Annotated in this window: 15 protein-coding genes; 2 read left to right on the top strand and 13 right to left on the bottom strand. The window is 37.9% G+C overall.

The window, feature by feature from the left end:
• Window positions 1–87: 87 nt before the first annotated feature.
• From GFO_RS17005 to GFO_RS16985, 5 genes are read right to left on the bottom strand one after another with little or no spacing between them, the layout of a single operon-like run.
• A complete protein-coding gene (locus tag GFO_RS17005; protein ID WP_011711443.1) occupies window positions 88–3,303 on the bottom strand; it encodes a SusC/RagA family TonB-linked outer membrane protein in 3,216 nt (1,071 codons plus the stop codon).
• A gap of 52 nt (window positions 3,304–3,355) precedes the next feature.
• Window positions 3,356–4,036: a TIGR04282 family arsenosugar biosynthesis glycosyltransferase gene (locus GFO_RS17000; protein ID WP_011711442.1), complete on the bottom strand. Its 681-nt coding sequence runs from the start codon at window positions 4,034–4,036 to the stop codon at window positions 3,356–3,358.
• 8 nt (window positions 4,037–4,044) lie between these two features.
• Window positions 4,045–5,103: an arsenosugar biosynthesis radical SAM (seleno)protein ArsS gene (arsS, locus tag GFO_RS16995; RefSeq protein ID WP_011711441.1), complete on the bottom strand. Its 1,059-nt coding sequence runs from the start codon at window positions 5,101–5,103 to the stop codon at window positions 4,045–4,047.
• A gap of 46 nt (window positions 5,104–5,149) precedes the next feature.
• Entirely contained in the window at window positions 5,150–5,485 is a 336-nt protein-coding gene (locus tag GFO_RS16990) for an arsenosugar biosynthesis-associated peroxidase-like protein (RefSeq protein WP_011711440.1), read from the bottom strand.
• A 49-nt stretch (window positions 5,486–5,534) separates the two neighbouring features.
• Entirely contained in the window at window positions 5,535–5,717 is a 183-nt protein-coding gene (locus GFO_RS16985) for a hypothetical protein (RefSeq protein WP_011711439.1), read from the bottom strand.
• A 254-nt stretch (window positions 5,718–5,971) separates the two neighbouring features.
• Here GFO_RS16985 and GFO_RS16980 point away from each other — a divergent pair, with 254 nt between their 5' ends.
• The gene (locus tag GFO_RS16980) at window positions 5,972–7,018 is read left to right on the top strand and encodes a helix-turn-helix domain-containing protein (protein WP_011711438.1); all 1,047 of its coding nucleotides are present in this window, start codon (window positions 5,972–5,974) and stop codon (window positions 7,016–7,018) included.
• On the opposite strand, the gene GFO_RS16975 is transcribed toward GFO_RS16980, so the two are convergent.
• A complete protein-coding gene (locus GFO_RS16975) occupies window positions 7,015–8,496 on the bottom strand; it encodes an SLC13 family permease (protein WP_011711437.1) in 1,482 nt (493 codons plus the stop codon). The two genes, GFO_RS16980 and GFO_RS16975, sit on opposite strands and share 4 nt — an antisense overlap.
• A 110-nt stretch (window positions 8,497–8,606) precedes the next feature.
• Between GFO_RS16975 and GFO_RS16970 the strand changes: the two genes are divergently transcribed.
• A complete protein-coding gene (locus GFO_RS16970) occupies window positions 8,607–9,068 on the top strand; it encodes an SRPBCC family protein (protein ID WP_011711436.1) in 462 nt (153 codons plus the stop codon).
• A gap of 73 nt (window positions 9,069–9,141) precedes the next feature.
• Here GFO_RS16970 and groL read toward each other — a convergent pair whose 3' ends face one another.
• The 7 genes from groL to miaB all read right to left on the bottom strand — a co-directional run bounded on the left by groL (window position 9,142) and on the right by miaB (window position 15,895).
• Window positions 9,142–10,782, bottom strand: coding sequence for a chaperonin GroEL (groL, locus tag GFO_RS16965; protein ID WP_011711435.1), 1,641 nt, complete (start codon window positions 10,780–10,782; stop codon window positions 9,142–9,144).
• 109 nt (window positions 10,783–10,891) lie between these two features.
• Window positions 10,892–11,167 carry a co-chaperone GroES gene (locus tag GFO_RS16960; protein ID WP_011711434.1) on the bottom strand — a complete coding sequence of 92 codons (276 nt, stop codon included), beginning with the start codon at window positions 11,165–11,167 and terminating at the stop codon, window positions 10,892–10,894.
• A 153-nt stretch (window positions 11,168–11,320) separates the two neighbouring features.
• The gene (gene secG / locus GFO_RS16955) at window positions 11,321–11,665 is read right to left on the bottom strand and encodes a preprotein translocase subunit SecG (RefSeq protein ID WP_011711433.1); all 345 of its coding nucleotides are present in this window, start codon (window positions 11,663–11,665) and stop codon (window positions 11,321–11,323) included.
• A gap of 2 nt (window positions 11,666–11,667) precedes the next feature.
• On the bottom strand, window positions 11,668–12,546 hold the full coding sequence (locus GFO_RS16950; protein WP_011711432.1) for a hypothetical protein: 879 nt from the start codon (window positions 12,544–12,546) through the stop codon (window positions 11,668–11,670).
• Window positions 12,546–13,049 (bottom strand): LptE family protein, encoded by a 504-nt coding sequence (locus GFO_RS16945; protein ID WP_011711431.1) that lies wholly within the window; start codon window positions 13,047–13,049, stop codon window positions 12,546–12,548. Before GFO_RS16945 ends, GFO_RS16950 begins: the two co-directional genes overlap by 1 nt.
• 104 nt (window positions 13,050–13,153) lie before the next feature.
• A complete protein-coding gene (locus GFO_RS16940; protein WP_011711430.1) occupies window positions 13,154–14,419 on the bottom strand; it encodes a sigma-54 interaction domain-containing protein in 1,266 nt (421 codons plus the stop codon).
• Window positions 14,420–14,449: 30 nt separating this feature from the next.
• Window positions 14,450–15,895, bottom strand: coding sequence for a tRNA (N6-isopentenyl adenosine(37)-C2)-methylthiotransferase MiaB (gene miaB, locus GFO_RS16935; protein ID WP_011711429.1), 1,446 nt, complete (start codon window positions 15,893–15,895; stop codon window positions 14,450–14,452).
• Between the last annotated feature and the right edge of the window lie 93 nt (window positions 15,896–15,988).

The following is a 15,988-nucleotide window of genomic DNA, read 5'->3' as shown; positions in this document are numbered from 1 at the left end:
TCTGAACTTGCTTCAGAACCTAAAATTGAGAAGCTGGAACATGTTCAGCTTGACGAATCCTTTTCATTTATAAATGCCCATTATGGACTAAAAATTAATCCCTGCTTTAAATCCTATACTTCTCGTAGTCGCATAAGACATATCTTCCACTCCGCTGATAAAACCCTGTCCCTGTACAGCAAGTTGTTCAGGATCAAAATGTGGAATTTCGCTAAGTGCAAATAGATTCCTGCCAATCAACGAAAGATTCACGGTACCGCCCTGCTTCATAAATCCAAGAAAATCGTTCTTAAGATCAAATGTATATCCAAGGGAAAATTGTCTCAACTTCAAATAAGAAGCGTCGTAAGTATTATTTTCTTCATGATTTCGATCATAAAACTGGCGATAATACGACTCTGCTGAAACTGCAGTCGTATTTTGCACATATTCAGGATTCTCTTCAGTCCCCATATTTACCACACCTTGGGGTACTATTCCTTCTTCAGGTCGTGGAGTGGTTTCAGCTAGTTGTCCGCCAACCGTTGCTAAGGCTCTGGTTCTGGAAACCAGGATTCCGCCCTGTCTCCAATCAAAAAGAAACGAAAGATTCCAGTTTTTATAATTGAAGTTATTATTGATGCCCAGCATAAAATCGGGATTATAGTTCCCTAATTTCTGCAAATTATTATCGGCTATATAACGGCCTTCTTCCGTTAAAATAAAATCTCCATTTTCATTCTTTCTATAGCCGGTTCCGTAAAGATCTCCTATTTCACCACCTTCTTCCACCTGTAGCCAAACGGTTTGATCTGGATTATCATAAATTCTATTATATGCCAGCGTTAATCTACCGGCTTCCTGCGGCAACTCTTCCACTCTTGAAACATTCTTGCTGAAATTAAATGTGGCGTCCCATTGAAAATTAGAAGTTCTAATAGGAACCATTCCGGCAATAATTTCCACCCCCTGAGATCGTACTTTTCCTGCATTCACTACTTTCTGGGTATAGCCTGAAGAAATCCCTATAGGTAGGGAAAGGATTTGGTCTTCAGTCAATGCATTATAATAAGTCACATCAAAGCGCAGTCTATCATTGAAAAAGCGAATATCACCTCCTACCTCATACGAAGTTGTTTGCTCAGGATTTAAGTTAGGATTGGAAATAATGTTCTGATCACTGTAGGTAGGTTGCGATCTATAAGGAGTTTGCGACACAAAAGCGCCCGTAGTTTGATAAGGGTTTGTATCGTTTCCAACCTGCGCCCAACTTGCGCGTAGCTGCACAAAAGATATCACTTCAGGCAATTCTATCACTTCAGATAAAATAAAACTGGAAGAAACCGAAGGATAAAAGAAAGAGGTATTATCTACTGAAAATGGTGTTGCCAGTGCACTCGACCAGTCATTTCTTCCGGTTACATCCAGAAAGAGAAAGTTCTTATACTTCAACTTCGCAATTCCGTAGAGGCTGTTAATCCGTTTTTCAGATTCAAACTGATACACTTCAATTGGTGAAGCTGCATTAGTAAGTTTGAAAACCCCAGGCTGTGCAAGTGTTGTTGTTTGACTTTGTGTATTCGAAACCTTCTGGTCTAATCTATTTCCGCCGAAAGAAATATCAGCAGAAATATCGCCAAAATCTTTGGTATAGTTTATTAAAAAATCGGTGTTTATTTCCCTATAAAGTACATCCTGCTCGCCGTAAGCGCCATTCTTAAACCTGTTAGAACTGAAAGCTCGTTTAAATTTCCGTTTTTCATTAGAATAATCCATTCCCGAACGTAAACTCACGCTCCAATTGGAATTGATCTTTTGGGTAGCAGAAATGTTTCCAAAAACACGATCCCTTCCAAAGGAGTTGGTATTTTCATAAAGCGTAAAATATGGATTATCAAAATAGGTGTAATTATAAGAGAACTGCTTTACACCTTCTAGCCCGGGCTGCCAGTAATCTTTTAAATTTTCGATCTTTAAAGAACGGGGACCCCACGCAACCAGAGAATAATTCAGGTTTTCTGAACCATATCCATTTGCAGGCCGATTATCGCTACCGGAATTCACGTAATTAATATGAGACCTTATTTTCAGACCTCTTAATGGCTTAAAATTTAAACTGGCTGCTACGGTTTGCCGGTCTAAATTAACTCCCGGAAGAATAGATTCGCTTCGAAGATCGGTAAACGACAGACGATAATTACCATTATTAAAACCGGAAGAAACTGCGGCATTGTTAATCGTTGTCACTCCTGTTCTATAAAAATCCTTCAAATTATCGGGATGGGAATTGAAAGCAGTAGGAGTGATAGCTTCTTCTCCATAGACCGAAGTATCTCCTCCTCTAACTAACGTTCCATTATCTAAAACTACCGGGCTATCGAATTGCGAAATCATATTTACCACATCCAGTCTCGGACCCCAGCTATAAGTAATTAGATCGTTGATTCCACCTCCAAGACCATCTACAAATTCAAACTGACCTGAATTTCCCTGTCCAAATTCGTTCTGAAATTCAGGTAATTGAAAAGCGGTATCTATAAAAACACTGGAATTTATACTAATTCCCAAGCCTTTTTGTTTAGAACCATCTTTAGTTTCAATAATAATAACCCCGTTAGAAGCACGCGTACCATAGAGTGCTGCTGCACTAGGACCTTTTAAGACCGAAACCGAAGCGATATCATCTGGATTCACTTCCATAGCTCCATTTCCAAAATCTACCTCCTGAAATCCTGCAGCAGCTTCAGAAGTTGCCGGGAATACAGTATTGTTATTAATAGGAGTACCGTCTACTATTAACAATGGATTGTTGTTAGAAAAAGAAGCTTCTCCCCGAATCGTCACTTTTGTAGATGAGCCTACTCCAGTTGCACCCTGGTTAACGGTGACCCCGGCAAGTTTTCCGCCCAGATTATCAAGGAAATTCGGAGCCTTAACTTCTGAAATTTCTTTCTCCTGAATGCTTTGTACAGCATACCCAAGACCCCGGGTTTCTCGGGCCTGTCCCAAAGCGGTAACCACCACTTCATTAAGGACAGATTCAGACTCGTAAAAGACCACATCAATAGTATTCCTTCCCTTTATCGGTACAAGTTGTGTTTTATATCCCAGAGAGGAGAATTCAAGATTTCCTTTCAGTTTTTCCAGACTAATACTATATCGCCCGGCATCGTTGGTAGTAGTTCCTTTTGAGGAATTTTCCAGAATCACGTTCACATAAGGAAGTGCAATTCCCGAACTATCGGTTACCCTACCCGTGATTTTCTGTTGTGAAAATACAGATAGTGATAAGCACATAGCAATGCTTATGAAAATAAACTTCATTGGTTAGTTAAGTTAAAATGAGTGTTTGCTGAAGAGTTCAGCCTGAGTTCAACTAATTATGAAGTATTACGGGAGAACCTTTGTTGTAAAAGCTATACTGGTAAGTGCTTCTTTCTATTTTTTGCTTCTTTTGAAAGAATGAGAAGCTTTTTCTTAGAAGCTGAACAATGATGCGGCGTATCTCTGACGAAATTCCGCTAAAAATATGAAGTAAAGAATTTAAGTCTTTGGCATCATCAATATCCTGAAGCACTTCCAACCGATAACTGGCAGCTCCGGATTTATGAATTAATCTTTCAACACATTTTACTAAACTGGCGGTTTGCCATGGTAATTTCAAGAATTGCGCTCTTCTAAAGAGAGATTTATGAATACCCATGAGATAAAATCCACCATCCAGGGAAGGACCAAGTACGATCTTTTTATCCCGAAGCAGTTCATTGGTCTGTCTTAAATGAGCAGCTGTAAGTTGCGGAGTATCATTTCCAATACTTATAACATTTTCATAGCCCTTATCAAATACCTGCTGAATAGCATTACTAAAACGTTCGCCAAAAGAATTCCCGATTTGCTCATTTTCAGTAATCAGGAAATAAGTTAATCCAGATTTTTTTACAGTCCGAAGTACCTGTTCATTGAGCTCGTCAAAAAATTCAGAAGAAGGAATTCCCTTCTTCAAAATCTCTTTTTCAACAGTATTTGCAAAAATTAGAACAGCAGAATTATTCCTCATTCTGCTATTTATTCTGTTACTGTTCCCTGACAGCTACTTCCTGCTCCGGCAGTACAGCCATAGCAATGCTGAGAAATTATAATTTCTCTATCGTTTAAAAGGTCTTCGTTATACTCGCTGATATGTTGCACTTTACTGTCTACCTTAAGCTCAAGCATTTGATTAAAATCACAATCATACAACCAGCCATCCCAGCTAATAGAAATAGTATTGGTACACATTACATTTTCTACCGCTGTTGGATTATACGCTTCTACCAGTGCATACATATAATCTTCGTAATTCTCTGATGCTATTAAATATTCAAGAAAACGACTTATTGGCAAATTGGTAATAGCGAAAAGACTATTAAAATCTATATTAAAATCCTCTTTTAAGGCAACTTTGAAATCATGTTCCATAGCTTCCTGGTCGGTAGGTAAAAATGCTCCGGAGGGATTATAGACCAGATCTAGTTTAAGACCGGTACCTTCCTGGGCATAACCAACTTCATTCAACATCTGTAAAGCTTTGATAGACTTATCAAACACTCCACTACCACGCTGCTTATCGGTTTTTTCCCTTTTATAAAAAGGAAGCGATGAAGCTACATGGACATTATGCTTCTTAAAAAACTGCGGAAGATCGTGATACTTTTTATTTGCAAGAATAATGGTAAGATTAGATCGTACAATAAAATCTTTGATCCCGGCTTTCGAAGCTTCCTCTACAAACCATCTAAAATTAGGATTCATCTCCGGTGCACCCCCTGTAAGATCTAAAGTATGTGCTCCGGTAGTTTTAATAACTTCCAGGCACTGTTCCATGGTCTCTTTAGTCATGATCTCCTTTCTATCTGGACCGGCATCAACGTGACAATGAGAACATACCTGGTTACACATGTAACCAAGATTTAATTGAAGAATTTCCAGCTTTTTAGGTTTTAAGGGGAAATTTCCAGTTTCTGCAATTTTATCTTTAAATCGAGGAAGTTCCCCCTCTTTAAAGATTCCATTATTTAAAAACTTTAATTGATTTTTAGGGCTTGAAAGGTCGTCCTTTCTCGCTTTAAGCGATTTAGTAAGCATAAAGGTAATTCAATTTACAGGGTTAGTATGATAAGTTATGGGAAACTTACATACTCAGTTTCTTGTATTTATTCATCATTTGCACTCCATGCACCAATGTCGCGCCACTTTCAATTGCAGCACCGGCATGAACCGCTTCCATCATTTCTTCTTTGGTGATCCCACGCTGCAAACCATCTTTTGTATAAGCATCTATACAATAAGGACATTTCACCACATGTGATACAGCAAGGGCTATCAACGATTTTTCCCTTGCAGAAAGAGCTCCTTCTTCAAAAACTTTTCCATAATAGTCAAAGAATTTTGTTCCCAGTTCTTCACTCCATTCGGTTATTTCACCAAATTTTCTTAAGTCGGCAGCGTCATAATAATTTTTAGACATACTATCATTATTGGTTTATACTATTTACGAAATATTACGACGTTCAGTTTTACAAATTCACTACGCCGGTAATCGCAAGAATGATAAGCAAAAAAATGATTACCACTAGTATAACAACCCATAATTTTGAACGGGAATTTTGAGTTCTGGTTTCGGTTGACTGATTTACACCGTCTTCAGATTTTTTATGATCTGTAGGAACAGGCGAAGATCTATCTTTATCTGTACTCATATTAGGATTTTTATTGAAAATACAGCCTTAATGAAGTCTATAAAAAGTTTTAACAAATAATTCTAATTATACAATATCCTCCAAAAATCTAACAGGAAAAATACGAATCTGCAAATAACGTTATTCGCATTAGAATTAACTTAATAGACAATAATGTTTATGAAAACCCCTATATTTTCAGACAAATTTTACTTTTGCATAATTATTGAATAAAAAATATTTGTTAAAAAGCGTTAATTGCACGAAATTTACAAATGAGAATTGATGTAAAAACCCTACCGGTTAATGAAATCCTTGAGGATATTGCCGAAACTCTTAATACCGAACTAAAAAACGACAGTGGTGAACTAACTGTTGATATACCTTCTGAAATTGGCGAAGGCTCTATTAAGGGAGTAAGCTTTGATTCCGGAATGGGATATGTTTCTTATAACTGTAAATTTTTCGAAGACGTTGAAATCCATTTTTCTCTAAATACAGTTCATCCTTTAAAATTTATCTTTTGCTCTGAAGGTAGCGCAGGGCATTGTTTTCAGAAAACAGAAAGAATTCATAAAATAGACACCTATCAAAATATTGTGGTGAGCAGTAATGGCTACGATGGGCATATTTTATATTTCAAGAAGGATGTTCCTACCCATGTTTCCAGCCTGGAGATTATCCGGTCTGTTTTCACCCATAGATCTAACTATGATTTTAAAGATCTTGATCCTACTCTAAAGGAACTTTTTAAGGATGCGGTTTCAAAAAAGCAATTCTTCTATCAGGGAAATTACAGTATTAAGGCTGCAGATCTTATGGAAGAAATCAATACAAAAGATTATACCGGATTTTTGAGAAATCTTTTTCTGGAAGGTAAGGCCTTTGAAATGCTTGTTATCCAGATCGCTCAATATGAAGATGATGAAAATGGAGAGAATCTACCCCAGATATTGAGAAAATCTGATATTGAAAAAGTAGATTATGTAGCCAAAAGAATTCAGGGAGACCTAAGCACCAATCTTACCGTAGAAATGCTGGCAAAAGAAGCCGGCACCAATGTAAATAAGCTTCAGGAAGGTTTTAAATATGTGTATAATTTTACGGTGAATAAATATATGCAGCATATAAAACTGGAAGCTGCTAAAGAAATGCTGAAACTTTCAGAAAAGAATATTTCAGAGATTGTTACTTCTATCGGTTTAAATAATCGGAGTTATTTCTCAAAGATCTTTAAGGAGAAATATGGTGTAAGCCCCAAGTATTTTTTAAGATCTAAAAAATTCGCTAAAAACGAAGAATTCGAAGAGGAACAAGATTAAGTCACTGGTATTTTAAATTTCTTCGGAATAACTTCAGGATCAAAATCCCAAAGTAATGGTAGCGCAAAATATACCACGAGACTGAGTATAATTATAGAAAGTATATTCATAAAAATACCTGTTTTTATCATATCCGGGATATGCAGATAACCTGAGCCGAAAACCACGGCATTAGGCGGAGTCGCTACCGGAAGCATAAAAGCACAGGAAGCGGCCAGGGTAGCGCCTACCATTAAAAAGTAAGGATGTAAATTCAGTGCCACGGCCATAGAAGCGAGAATTGGCAGCAACATGGCGGTAGTGGCCAGATTGGAAGTTACCTCGGTTAAAAAGTTCACAGCAGCGATGAGCACTAACACCAGCAAGAATAACGGTAGGTTTTCAAGATTGGTTAGCTGACCTCCTATCCAAACCGCTAAGCCTGAATCACCAAATCCTTTTGCTAGCGCCATACCACCACCAAATAGTAAAATGATACCCCAGGGAATCTTTACGGCTTGCTCCCAATTTATAAGCTTCCGTCCTGATTTGCCTGACGGAATCAAAAAAAGACAAACGGCAGCCGACATGGCAATGATCGTATCATCTATAAAAGGTAAAAATGGCTGAATTAAAAAACTCCTGCTTATCCAGCAAAAGGCAGTCAGGCCGAAAACAACCAGCACTCGTTTCTCCTGCGTGCTTATTTTCCCAAGTTCATTAAGCAGTCTTTCAATTTCTTTTTTACCTCCCGGAAATTCATGATGTGTAAACTTAAATGCCTTTGTAGTTAGATATTTCCAGCAAATAAATAGCAGGAGAACAGAGATGGGAAAGCCCAGAATGATCCATTTCGTAAAGCTGATTTCTATGCCATAGAGCTCTTCTACGATCCCGGCAAGAACCAGATTTGGAGGAGTTCCAATAAGCGTTGCGATCCCACCAATAGAAGCACTGTAAGCTATAGCTAGCATCAGTGCTTTACCAAAGACTTTATTTTCATTGTGCCTGGTATTGGGATTGTCCTTAAGCTGACTTATAATTGCCGTTCCTATTGGCAACATCATTACCGAAGTTGCCGTATTTGAGATCCACATAGATAGAAATGCTGTAGCCACCATAAACCCAAGGATGATCAATTTTATATTGGTCCCGATAATGTTGATAATAGAGAGTGCTATCCGTCTATGCAGATTCCATTTTTCAATAGCCACAGCCAGCATGAAACCTCCAAGATATAAGAACACATATTTATGTCCGAAAGCGGCGGTGGTAGTTTCAATATCTAATGCCCCGGTTAGCGGAAAAAGAATTATCGGAATCAAAGCCGTTACCGAGATTGGAATTGCTTCAGTTACCCACCAAACTGCCATTAAAATGGTGACGCAAAGTACATCAAAGGCAGCTTCTGGCATTGACGCAGGCTTACCAATAATCTGTAATAAAATAAAGACTAGTGGCCCCAGAAAAAGGGCAATACGTTTAGAAATGTGATTCATTATATCTCAGATTATGCATCCAAGATAAATAACTCCGGTTAATTTATTCAGATAGCAGAAAGATAAGCTTCACTAAAATTTACGATATTGAAGTTTTAAAGCACGTATTTATGAAAGAACTGGAAATTAAAGCAGCTTTACAGATTAGAAAAACGGCACAGGAGGTTTTTGAAGCAATCGTAGATCCGGAAAAAATGTCTCATTATTTTATTTCCGAAAGCACCGGTAAAATGGAAGAAGGGATCTCTGTAACCTGGAAATTTCCGGAATTTGAAGATATGGAAGTCCCCGTGAGGGTGATTAAAACCACTGCTCCAAAATTGATCATTTTTGAATGGGAAGGAGCTAAAGATGAGTTACTGCAAGTCAAAATTACCTTAGAAGAAAAACCTAATAACTCCACATTAGTAAAAATTACCGAAGGAAAAATGCAGGCTACAGAAGAAGGAATCGTTTGGTATGGGAGAAATACAGAAGGATGGGCAAATTTTCTGGCCTGTTTAAAAGCGTATCTGGAATTCGGGATCAACCTGCGTAAAGGAGGTTTTGATTTTATGGAATCTCCCGAGTAATCTATAAAAGCTCACATAAAACAAAAACCCGACTGAGAAGTCGGGTTTTTTATATTGAGTATGGATGTATTTACTACATCATTCCTGGCATTCCGCCACCCATACCTTGTGGCATTCCGCCTCCACCAGCATTATCTTCTGGAATATCGGTCAGTGCACACTCGGTAGTAAGGATCATTCCGGCAACAGATGCAGCATTTTCAAGTGCTACTCTGGTTACTTTCTTAGGATCTATAATACCAGCCTTCAGCATATCTACATATGTTTCAGTCTTCGCATCATAACCAAAGTCTTTTTTACCTTCAAGAACTTTATTGATCACTACAGAACCTTCTCCTCCAGCATTTTCAACAATGGTTCTTAATGGAGATTCAATTGCTTTAGAGACAATTTTAACTCCGGTAGCTTCATCAGGATTTTCAGTTTTGATCTTGCTAAGTACAACCTGAGCTCTAATTAAAGCAACACCACCACCGGCAACAATACCTTCTTCTACAGCCGCTCTGGTTGCATGAAGTGCATCATCTACACGGTCTTTCTTCTCTTTCATTTCAACTTCTGAAGCTGCACCTACATAAAGTACGGCAACACCACCTGCTAATTTAGCAAGACGCTCCTGTAGCTTCTCTCTATCATAATCTGAAGTAGTAGACTCTATCTGAGCTTTGATCTGGTTCACACGTTCTTTGATCGCCTTATCATCTCCAGCTCCATTTACTACAGTAGTATTATCTTTATCAATAGCTACTTTTTCAGCAGTACCCAACATATCTATCGTTGCGTTCTCAAGAGAGAAACCTCTTTCTTCAGAAATTACAGTTCCTCCTGTGAGAATAGCGATATCTTCTAACATTGCTTTTCTACGGTCACCAAAACCTGGAGCTTTTACAGCTGCAATTTTAAGTGATCCACGAAGTTTATTTACAACCAGCGTAGCAAGTGCTTCTCCGTCAACATCTTCAGCAATGATCAATAATGGTTTTCCAGATTGAGCTACTGGCTCCAGTACCGGAAGTAGATCTTTCATTGAAGAAATCTTCTTATCAAAAAGAAGGATATAAGGATCTTCAAGATCTGCTGTCATTTTCTCTGAATTCGTAACGAAATATGGAGAAAGATAACCTCTATCAAACTGCATCCCTTCCACAACATCTACATGCGTTTCAGTACCTTTTGCTTCTTCAACAGTAATAACTCCTTCTTTTCCAACTTTTCCGAATGCCTGAGCGATCAAATCACCGATCATATCATCGTTGTTGGCAGAAATAGAAGCTACCTGCTTAATTTTTTCTGAAGAATCACCAACTTCTTTAGTTTGTTTTGCAAGATCTGCAGTAAGTGCTTCTACAGCTTTATCGATTCCTCTTTTAAGATCCATCGGGTTTGCACCTGCAGCAACGTTCTTCAAACCTTCCTGTACGATTGCCTGAGCAAGCACAGTTGCAGTAGTAGTACCATCACCAGCAAGATCGTTGGTTTTAGAAGCAACTTCTTTTACCATTTGAGCTCCCATATTTTCTAGAGGATCTTCAAGTTCGATCTCTTTTGCTACAGTTACACCATCTTTAGTTACGGTTGGTGCACCAAAAGACTTACTGATAATAACATTACGCCCTTTAGGTCCTAAGGTTACTTTTACAGCATTGGCCAATGCATCTACTCCACGTTTAATCCCGTTACGGGCCTGGATGTCAAATTTTATATCTTTTGCCATTTTTATAAATTTTAATTTTCAGAGTTTTCTAAATTCTGAAAATGTGGTTAATTAATTTTTATTGAATTGATACCCTGCGGTTGCAAGGCAACTATATTTTTAGAAAAACTTATACGATTGCAAGTATATCATCTTCCCTCATTATAAGGTAGTCTGTACCTTCCAGCTTTAGCTCAGTACCGGCATATTTTCCATAAAGCACCATATCACCTTCTTTAACGGTCATTTCGTGATCTTTGGTTCCCTTACCAACAGCTACTACTTTACCTCTTTGAGGTTTCTCTTTAGCAGTTTCAGGAATAATAATACCAGAGGCAGTTTTGTTTTCTGCAGCAGCAGGTTCAATAACAACCCTATCTGAAAGTGGCTTAACGTTTAGTCCCATTTTTTTCGAAATTTTATTATAGGTTAATTAATTTTTTCAATGTTGCTAGGGATATTTCTAAAATTATGCCAGTAGTTTATTTCTGCCATAAGCCAAAAAAAAATGCCAGCTTGTCATAAGCTGGCATTTTCAAAGTATAATGTTTTGTGAAATTTACTGAGTACTGTCAGTTTTCATTGGTTGTTGTGCCGGAGTTTGAGTTGCAGGAGCTTCTGTATTTACAGGCTCATCACTTTCAAAAACTCTGGTTCCAGTTTCAGCCGGAGCATCCATAATAGTTACGTTAGAAAGTAATATTAGCACCAATAATAATGTTGCTAACGTCCACGTACTTTTATCAAGAAAATCTCCTGTCTTTTTTACTCCTCCAATTTGTTGACCTCCGCCACCAAAAGATGAAGAAAGCCCTCCTCCTTTAGGATTTTGTACCATAATCACAACTACCAGCAAAAATGCTACGATAATTATTAAAGCTAAAAATATAGTGAATGTACTCATTCTTAATCGTTATTAGTGTCTTGTAATTTCTCTATTGCCCGAATTTGGTCTGCAAAGAAACCACTTTTTTCGGGATTTTTCAAAATTAATATTTTATATGCCTGGATGGCCTTTTTATAGTTTTTTTGTTCTAAATAAACCTTGGCTAAAGTCTCTGTCATCAATGACTCTGGAGCGGTAATACTATTTTCTGCAAGGTTTGCTTTATTAGCTTTTTTACCAGGTTTAATTTTCGGGTTTTTAGAAATAAACTCCTCTATAAGTTCAAACTTTCTCGAACGTCCCTCATCGGTTTCCTGATCTATTTTCTCTTCTTCTCTTTCTACAGGTTTTGCTTTAGTAAGTTTTAACCATTCTGAAAAAGAGTGAGATTCTTTTCCATCAAATTCTAAAGGTTTTCCGATTCCTAATTTTTCTTCAGAAGGTTCATTTGGTTCAACCCGCTCATTTTCGTTTACGTCTGTTGTTGCAGGTCTTTCAAACAAAGCAGGATCCATCACTCTTTCAGATTCAGACTGCTTCATCTTAATAGCCTCATTGATATCCAGACTGCGCTTACCGTGAACTTCTTCGGCTTCGTAAACCGTGATCTGCTTCAATTTCTCATCCTGCTCACGAATTTGTTTCGCAATCTGGTTCTGATTAAATTCCGGAGAGGTTATAAAATCAAACAAAATACTTCTGTCTGTAGTGTACGCCGCCGTTTTCTTTAATGCATCATTATAACTAAACTCCTGATGTTCTTTTAGCCCTTTGAGTCTAATGGCTCTTGCTGCCTGGAAATAGGGCGCTTTAGATAGCACACCTTCGATCTCGCGAGTATCTTCTGAGGTGATCTCTCCCGGATTCTCTAAAAGATATGTAAGTTTATTTACCTCCATTACCAGTCGGTCAATGCCGCATTAAAAATATCCTGGGTCAACCTGTTATAAATCTCATCAAGCGCCGTCTCCAGGGCTGCACCTACTAATTGCGTCTGAGCCGGATAATCATAATAGAATGAAAAACGATTTTCAAAGTCTTTCTCCGGTTCCAAAGTATTGTAGTATCTAACATTTACAGAAATGGTTAACCTGTTCTGTGCTGCTGTATTCTGCGCCGTTGCAGACATTGGTGAAATATAAAACTGCGTGATCTCCCCCTCAAAAATCAGGTCTCCATTAGTATTGGTAAGACTTAAACTTGTTTGGTTTAATATAAGATCCTGCAATGAATTTGTAAAAGCCCTGTCTATTCCCGGTTCTACGAGATCAGCATTATTCTGAAAAAAGTTTACCTGGAAAGTTTCAGCTTTACCTGTATCTGCCCCGGTAAAGGAGTAAATACCGCAAGCCTGCAGGCTTAAGAGTAAGATGGAGCAAAAAATAAAAAATAGTTTCTTCATATGTTTTTAGCTGTAAGCCTTAAACTCTAAGCCCTAAGCTATTTGAGAACCAAAATACTAAATTTCAGAACAAAAGCTTATAGCATTAGGCCGACGGCTTATTTCTACAAATTATATTGTTTAATCTTTCTGTAGAGCGTTCTTTCGCTTATCCCCAGTTCATCTGCAGCAGCTTTTCTCTTACCGCTATGTCGTTCTAATGATTTCTTAATTAGCTCCAATTCCTTATCCTGTAAAGAAAGGGTTTCTTCCTCTTCGATTTCTTCAGCAAAATAATACTTATCTTTTTCTTCCTGTTTTGAAGCAGATGAATTTTGTTCGGGAATCTGGAGTACGTTTAATTCATCTTCATCTATATCGGCTTCATCAATATCATCCCCGCTATTTCCATAAATTTTCTCTATAAGCCCTTCATTTTCATCCTGAACCTGTTTACTATCGCCATCCTGCATCAGTTTCAATGTTAACTTCTTAAGATCATTAAGATCACCTTTCATATCAAAAAGCACCTTATACAGGATTTCCCTCTCATTACTGAAATCCCCTTCTTTCTTTTTATCTGAAATCACTGCAGGAAGATTACTCCCCACATCCGGAAGATAATGTCGCAAATCTGAAGCCGTTATAATTCTACTTTGTTCTAAAACCGAGATCTGTTCAGCAATATTTCTAAGCTGACGGATATTTCCGCCCCAGCGATATTTCAGCAATAGGGCAACAGCCTCATCTTCCAGTTTTATAGTTGGCATTTTGTATTTAAGGCCAAAATCTGAAGCGAATTTTCTAAATAACAGATGAATATCATCCTTTCTATCACGAAGCGGAGGAAGATTGATCTCCACCGTACTCAAACGATAATAAAGATCTTCCCGAAATTTCTGCTTTTGAATAGACTCGAACATATTAATGTTAGTAGCCGCCACAATACGTACATTCGTTTTTTGAACCTTCGAGGACCCTACTTTTATAAATTCGCCATTTTCGAGAACCCGAAGCAATCTAACCTGGGTAGGCAACGGTAATTCCCCTACTTCATCTAAAAAGATGGTACCTCCATCTGCAACTTCAAAATACCCGTTCCTGGTTTGAGTCGCACCGGTAAAAGCTCCTTTTTCATGACCAAAAAGCTCACTATCTATTGTGCCTTCCGGAATTGCCCCACAGTTTACTGCTATATATTTACCATGTTTTCTATGTGATAGCGCGTGAATAATTTTAGGAATACTTTCCTTTCCCACCCCACTTTCTCCGGTTACCAATACCGAAATATCTGTAGGAGCCACCTGTATCGCTTTTTCAACCGCACGGTTAAGTTTTGGATCATCACCAATAATTCCAAAACGTTGTTTAATTGCCTGAACTGATTCCATATATTCTATATCCTGATATTCAGGAGTTATTTAATTGTTATCGCTTAATCCTATTGGCTCCCCTATTAAAGTCGCACTGGTACAATCATGAATTTTGACTTTCACAAAATCTCCAATTTGGTAGTTTTCTTTTGAAAATACGGTCACCGTATTTCGCTCATTTCGACCACTCCAATGCTTATTAGATTTTTTAGATTCTTTCTCAATTAATACTTCAACCGTAGTCCCTATTACTGAATTTGTATTTTGTTTACTATGCTTTTGCTGAAGATCTACAATCTCCTGAAGTCTTCTTTTCTTAGTCTCTTCAGGAATATCATCTTCAAGTTTACGCTCGGCTGTTGTTCCTGGTCTTTCAGAATAGGTAAACATATACCCGAAATCATATTTCACATATTCCATTAGAGACAGCGTATCCTGATGGTCTTCTTCAGTTTCTGTAGGGAAACCTGTGATAAGGTCATGAGATATTCCGCAATTAGGGATCATCTTCTTGATATTATCTATCAAGGTAAAATATTCTTCCCTCGTATGGAGACGATTCATTTTCTTCAAAATACGATCGCTTCCACTCTGTACCGGTAAATGAATGTAATTACAAATATTTCTATATGCTGCCATTGCTTCAATTACATCCAGCGTCATATCCTGCGGATTAGAAGTAGAAAAGCGAATTCTCATTTTCGGCTGAGCTTCAGCAACAAGTTTTAAAAGCGCGGCAAAATTAGTCGCCGTAGCTTTCTGAATTTCTGTAGCATTTTTGAAATCCTTTTTGAGTCCGCCGCCATACCATAGATAACTATCTACATTCTGACCCAAAAGCGTAATCTCTTTGTATCCTTTAGCTGCAAGATCATTTACCTCCTCCACAATACTTTGGGGATCCCGGCTTCTTTCACGCCCTCTTGTAAAAGGAACTACACAAAAAGTACACATATTATCACATCCACGGGTAATAGACACGAATGCCGAAACTCCGTTGCTCTGTAATCTTACCGGTGAAATATCTCCGTAAGTCTCTTCCTTACTTAAAATCACATTAATAGCATCCCGGCCTTCTTCTACCTCATTTATAAGATTAGGAAGATCTTTATAGGCGTCTGGACCTACAACAAGGTCCACGATCTTTTCTTCTTCCAAAAATTTATCTTTCAAACGCTCAGCCATACAACCAAGAACACCTACCTTCATTCCAGGATTGATTCTCTTTACAGCATTATATTTTTCTAAACGCTTGCGTACAGTTTGTTCAGCCTTCTCCCTTATAGAACAGGTATTTACCAAAACAAGATCTGCTTCTTCCAGGTTTTGTGTTGTATTAAAACCTTCTTTTGAAAGAATAGAGGCCACTATCTCGCTATCGCTAAAATTCATTGCACAGCCATAACTTTCAATAAAAAGTTTACGGGTGTTCTTCGCCTTAGGCTCCAATACCAAAGAGTTTCCCTGCTTCTTCTCGTCTATTATCTTCTCCATAATTCTTTAATAACCTGTCGGTTTTTAGATTGGCAAAGATAGGACTAAAGACAGTTCTGACAAAGTGACAGAAAAAAAATTATAAATATACAC

It is taken from the genome of Christiangramia forsetii KT0803 (genome assembly GCF_000060345.1).
GTDB classification, from domain to species: domain Bacteria; phylum Bacteroidota; class Bacteroidia; order Flavobacteriales; family Flavobacteriaceae; genus Christiangramia; species Christiangramia forsetii.
The sequence above is the reverse complement of the archived record's forward strand: the minus strand, read 5'-3'. Positions and strand labels throughout refer to the sequence as shown.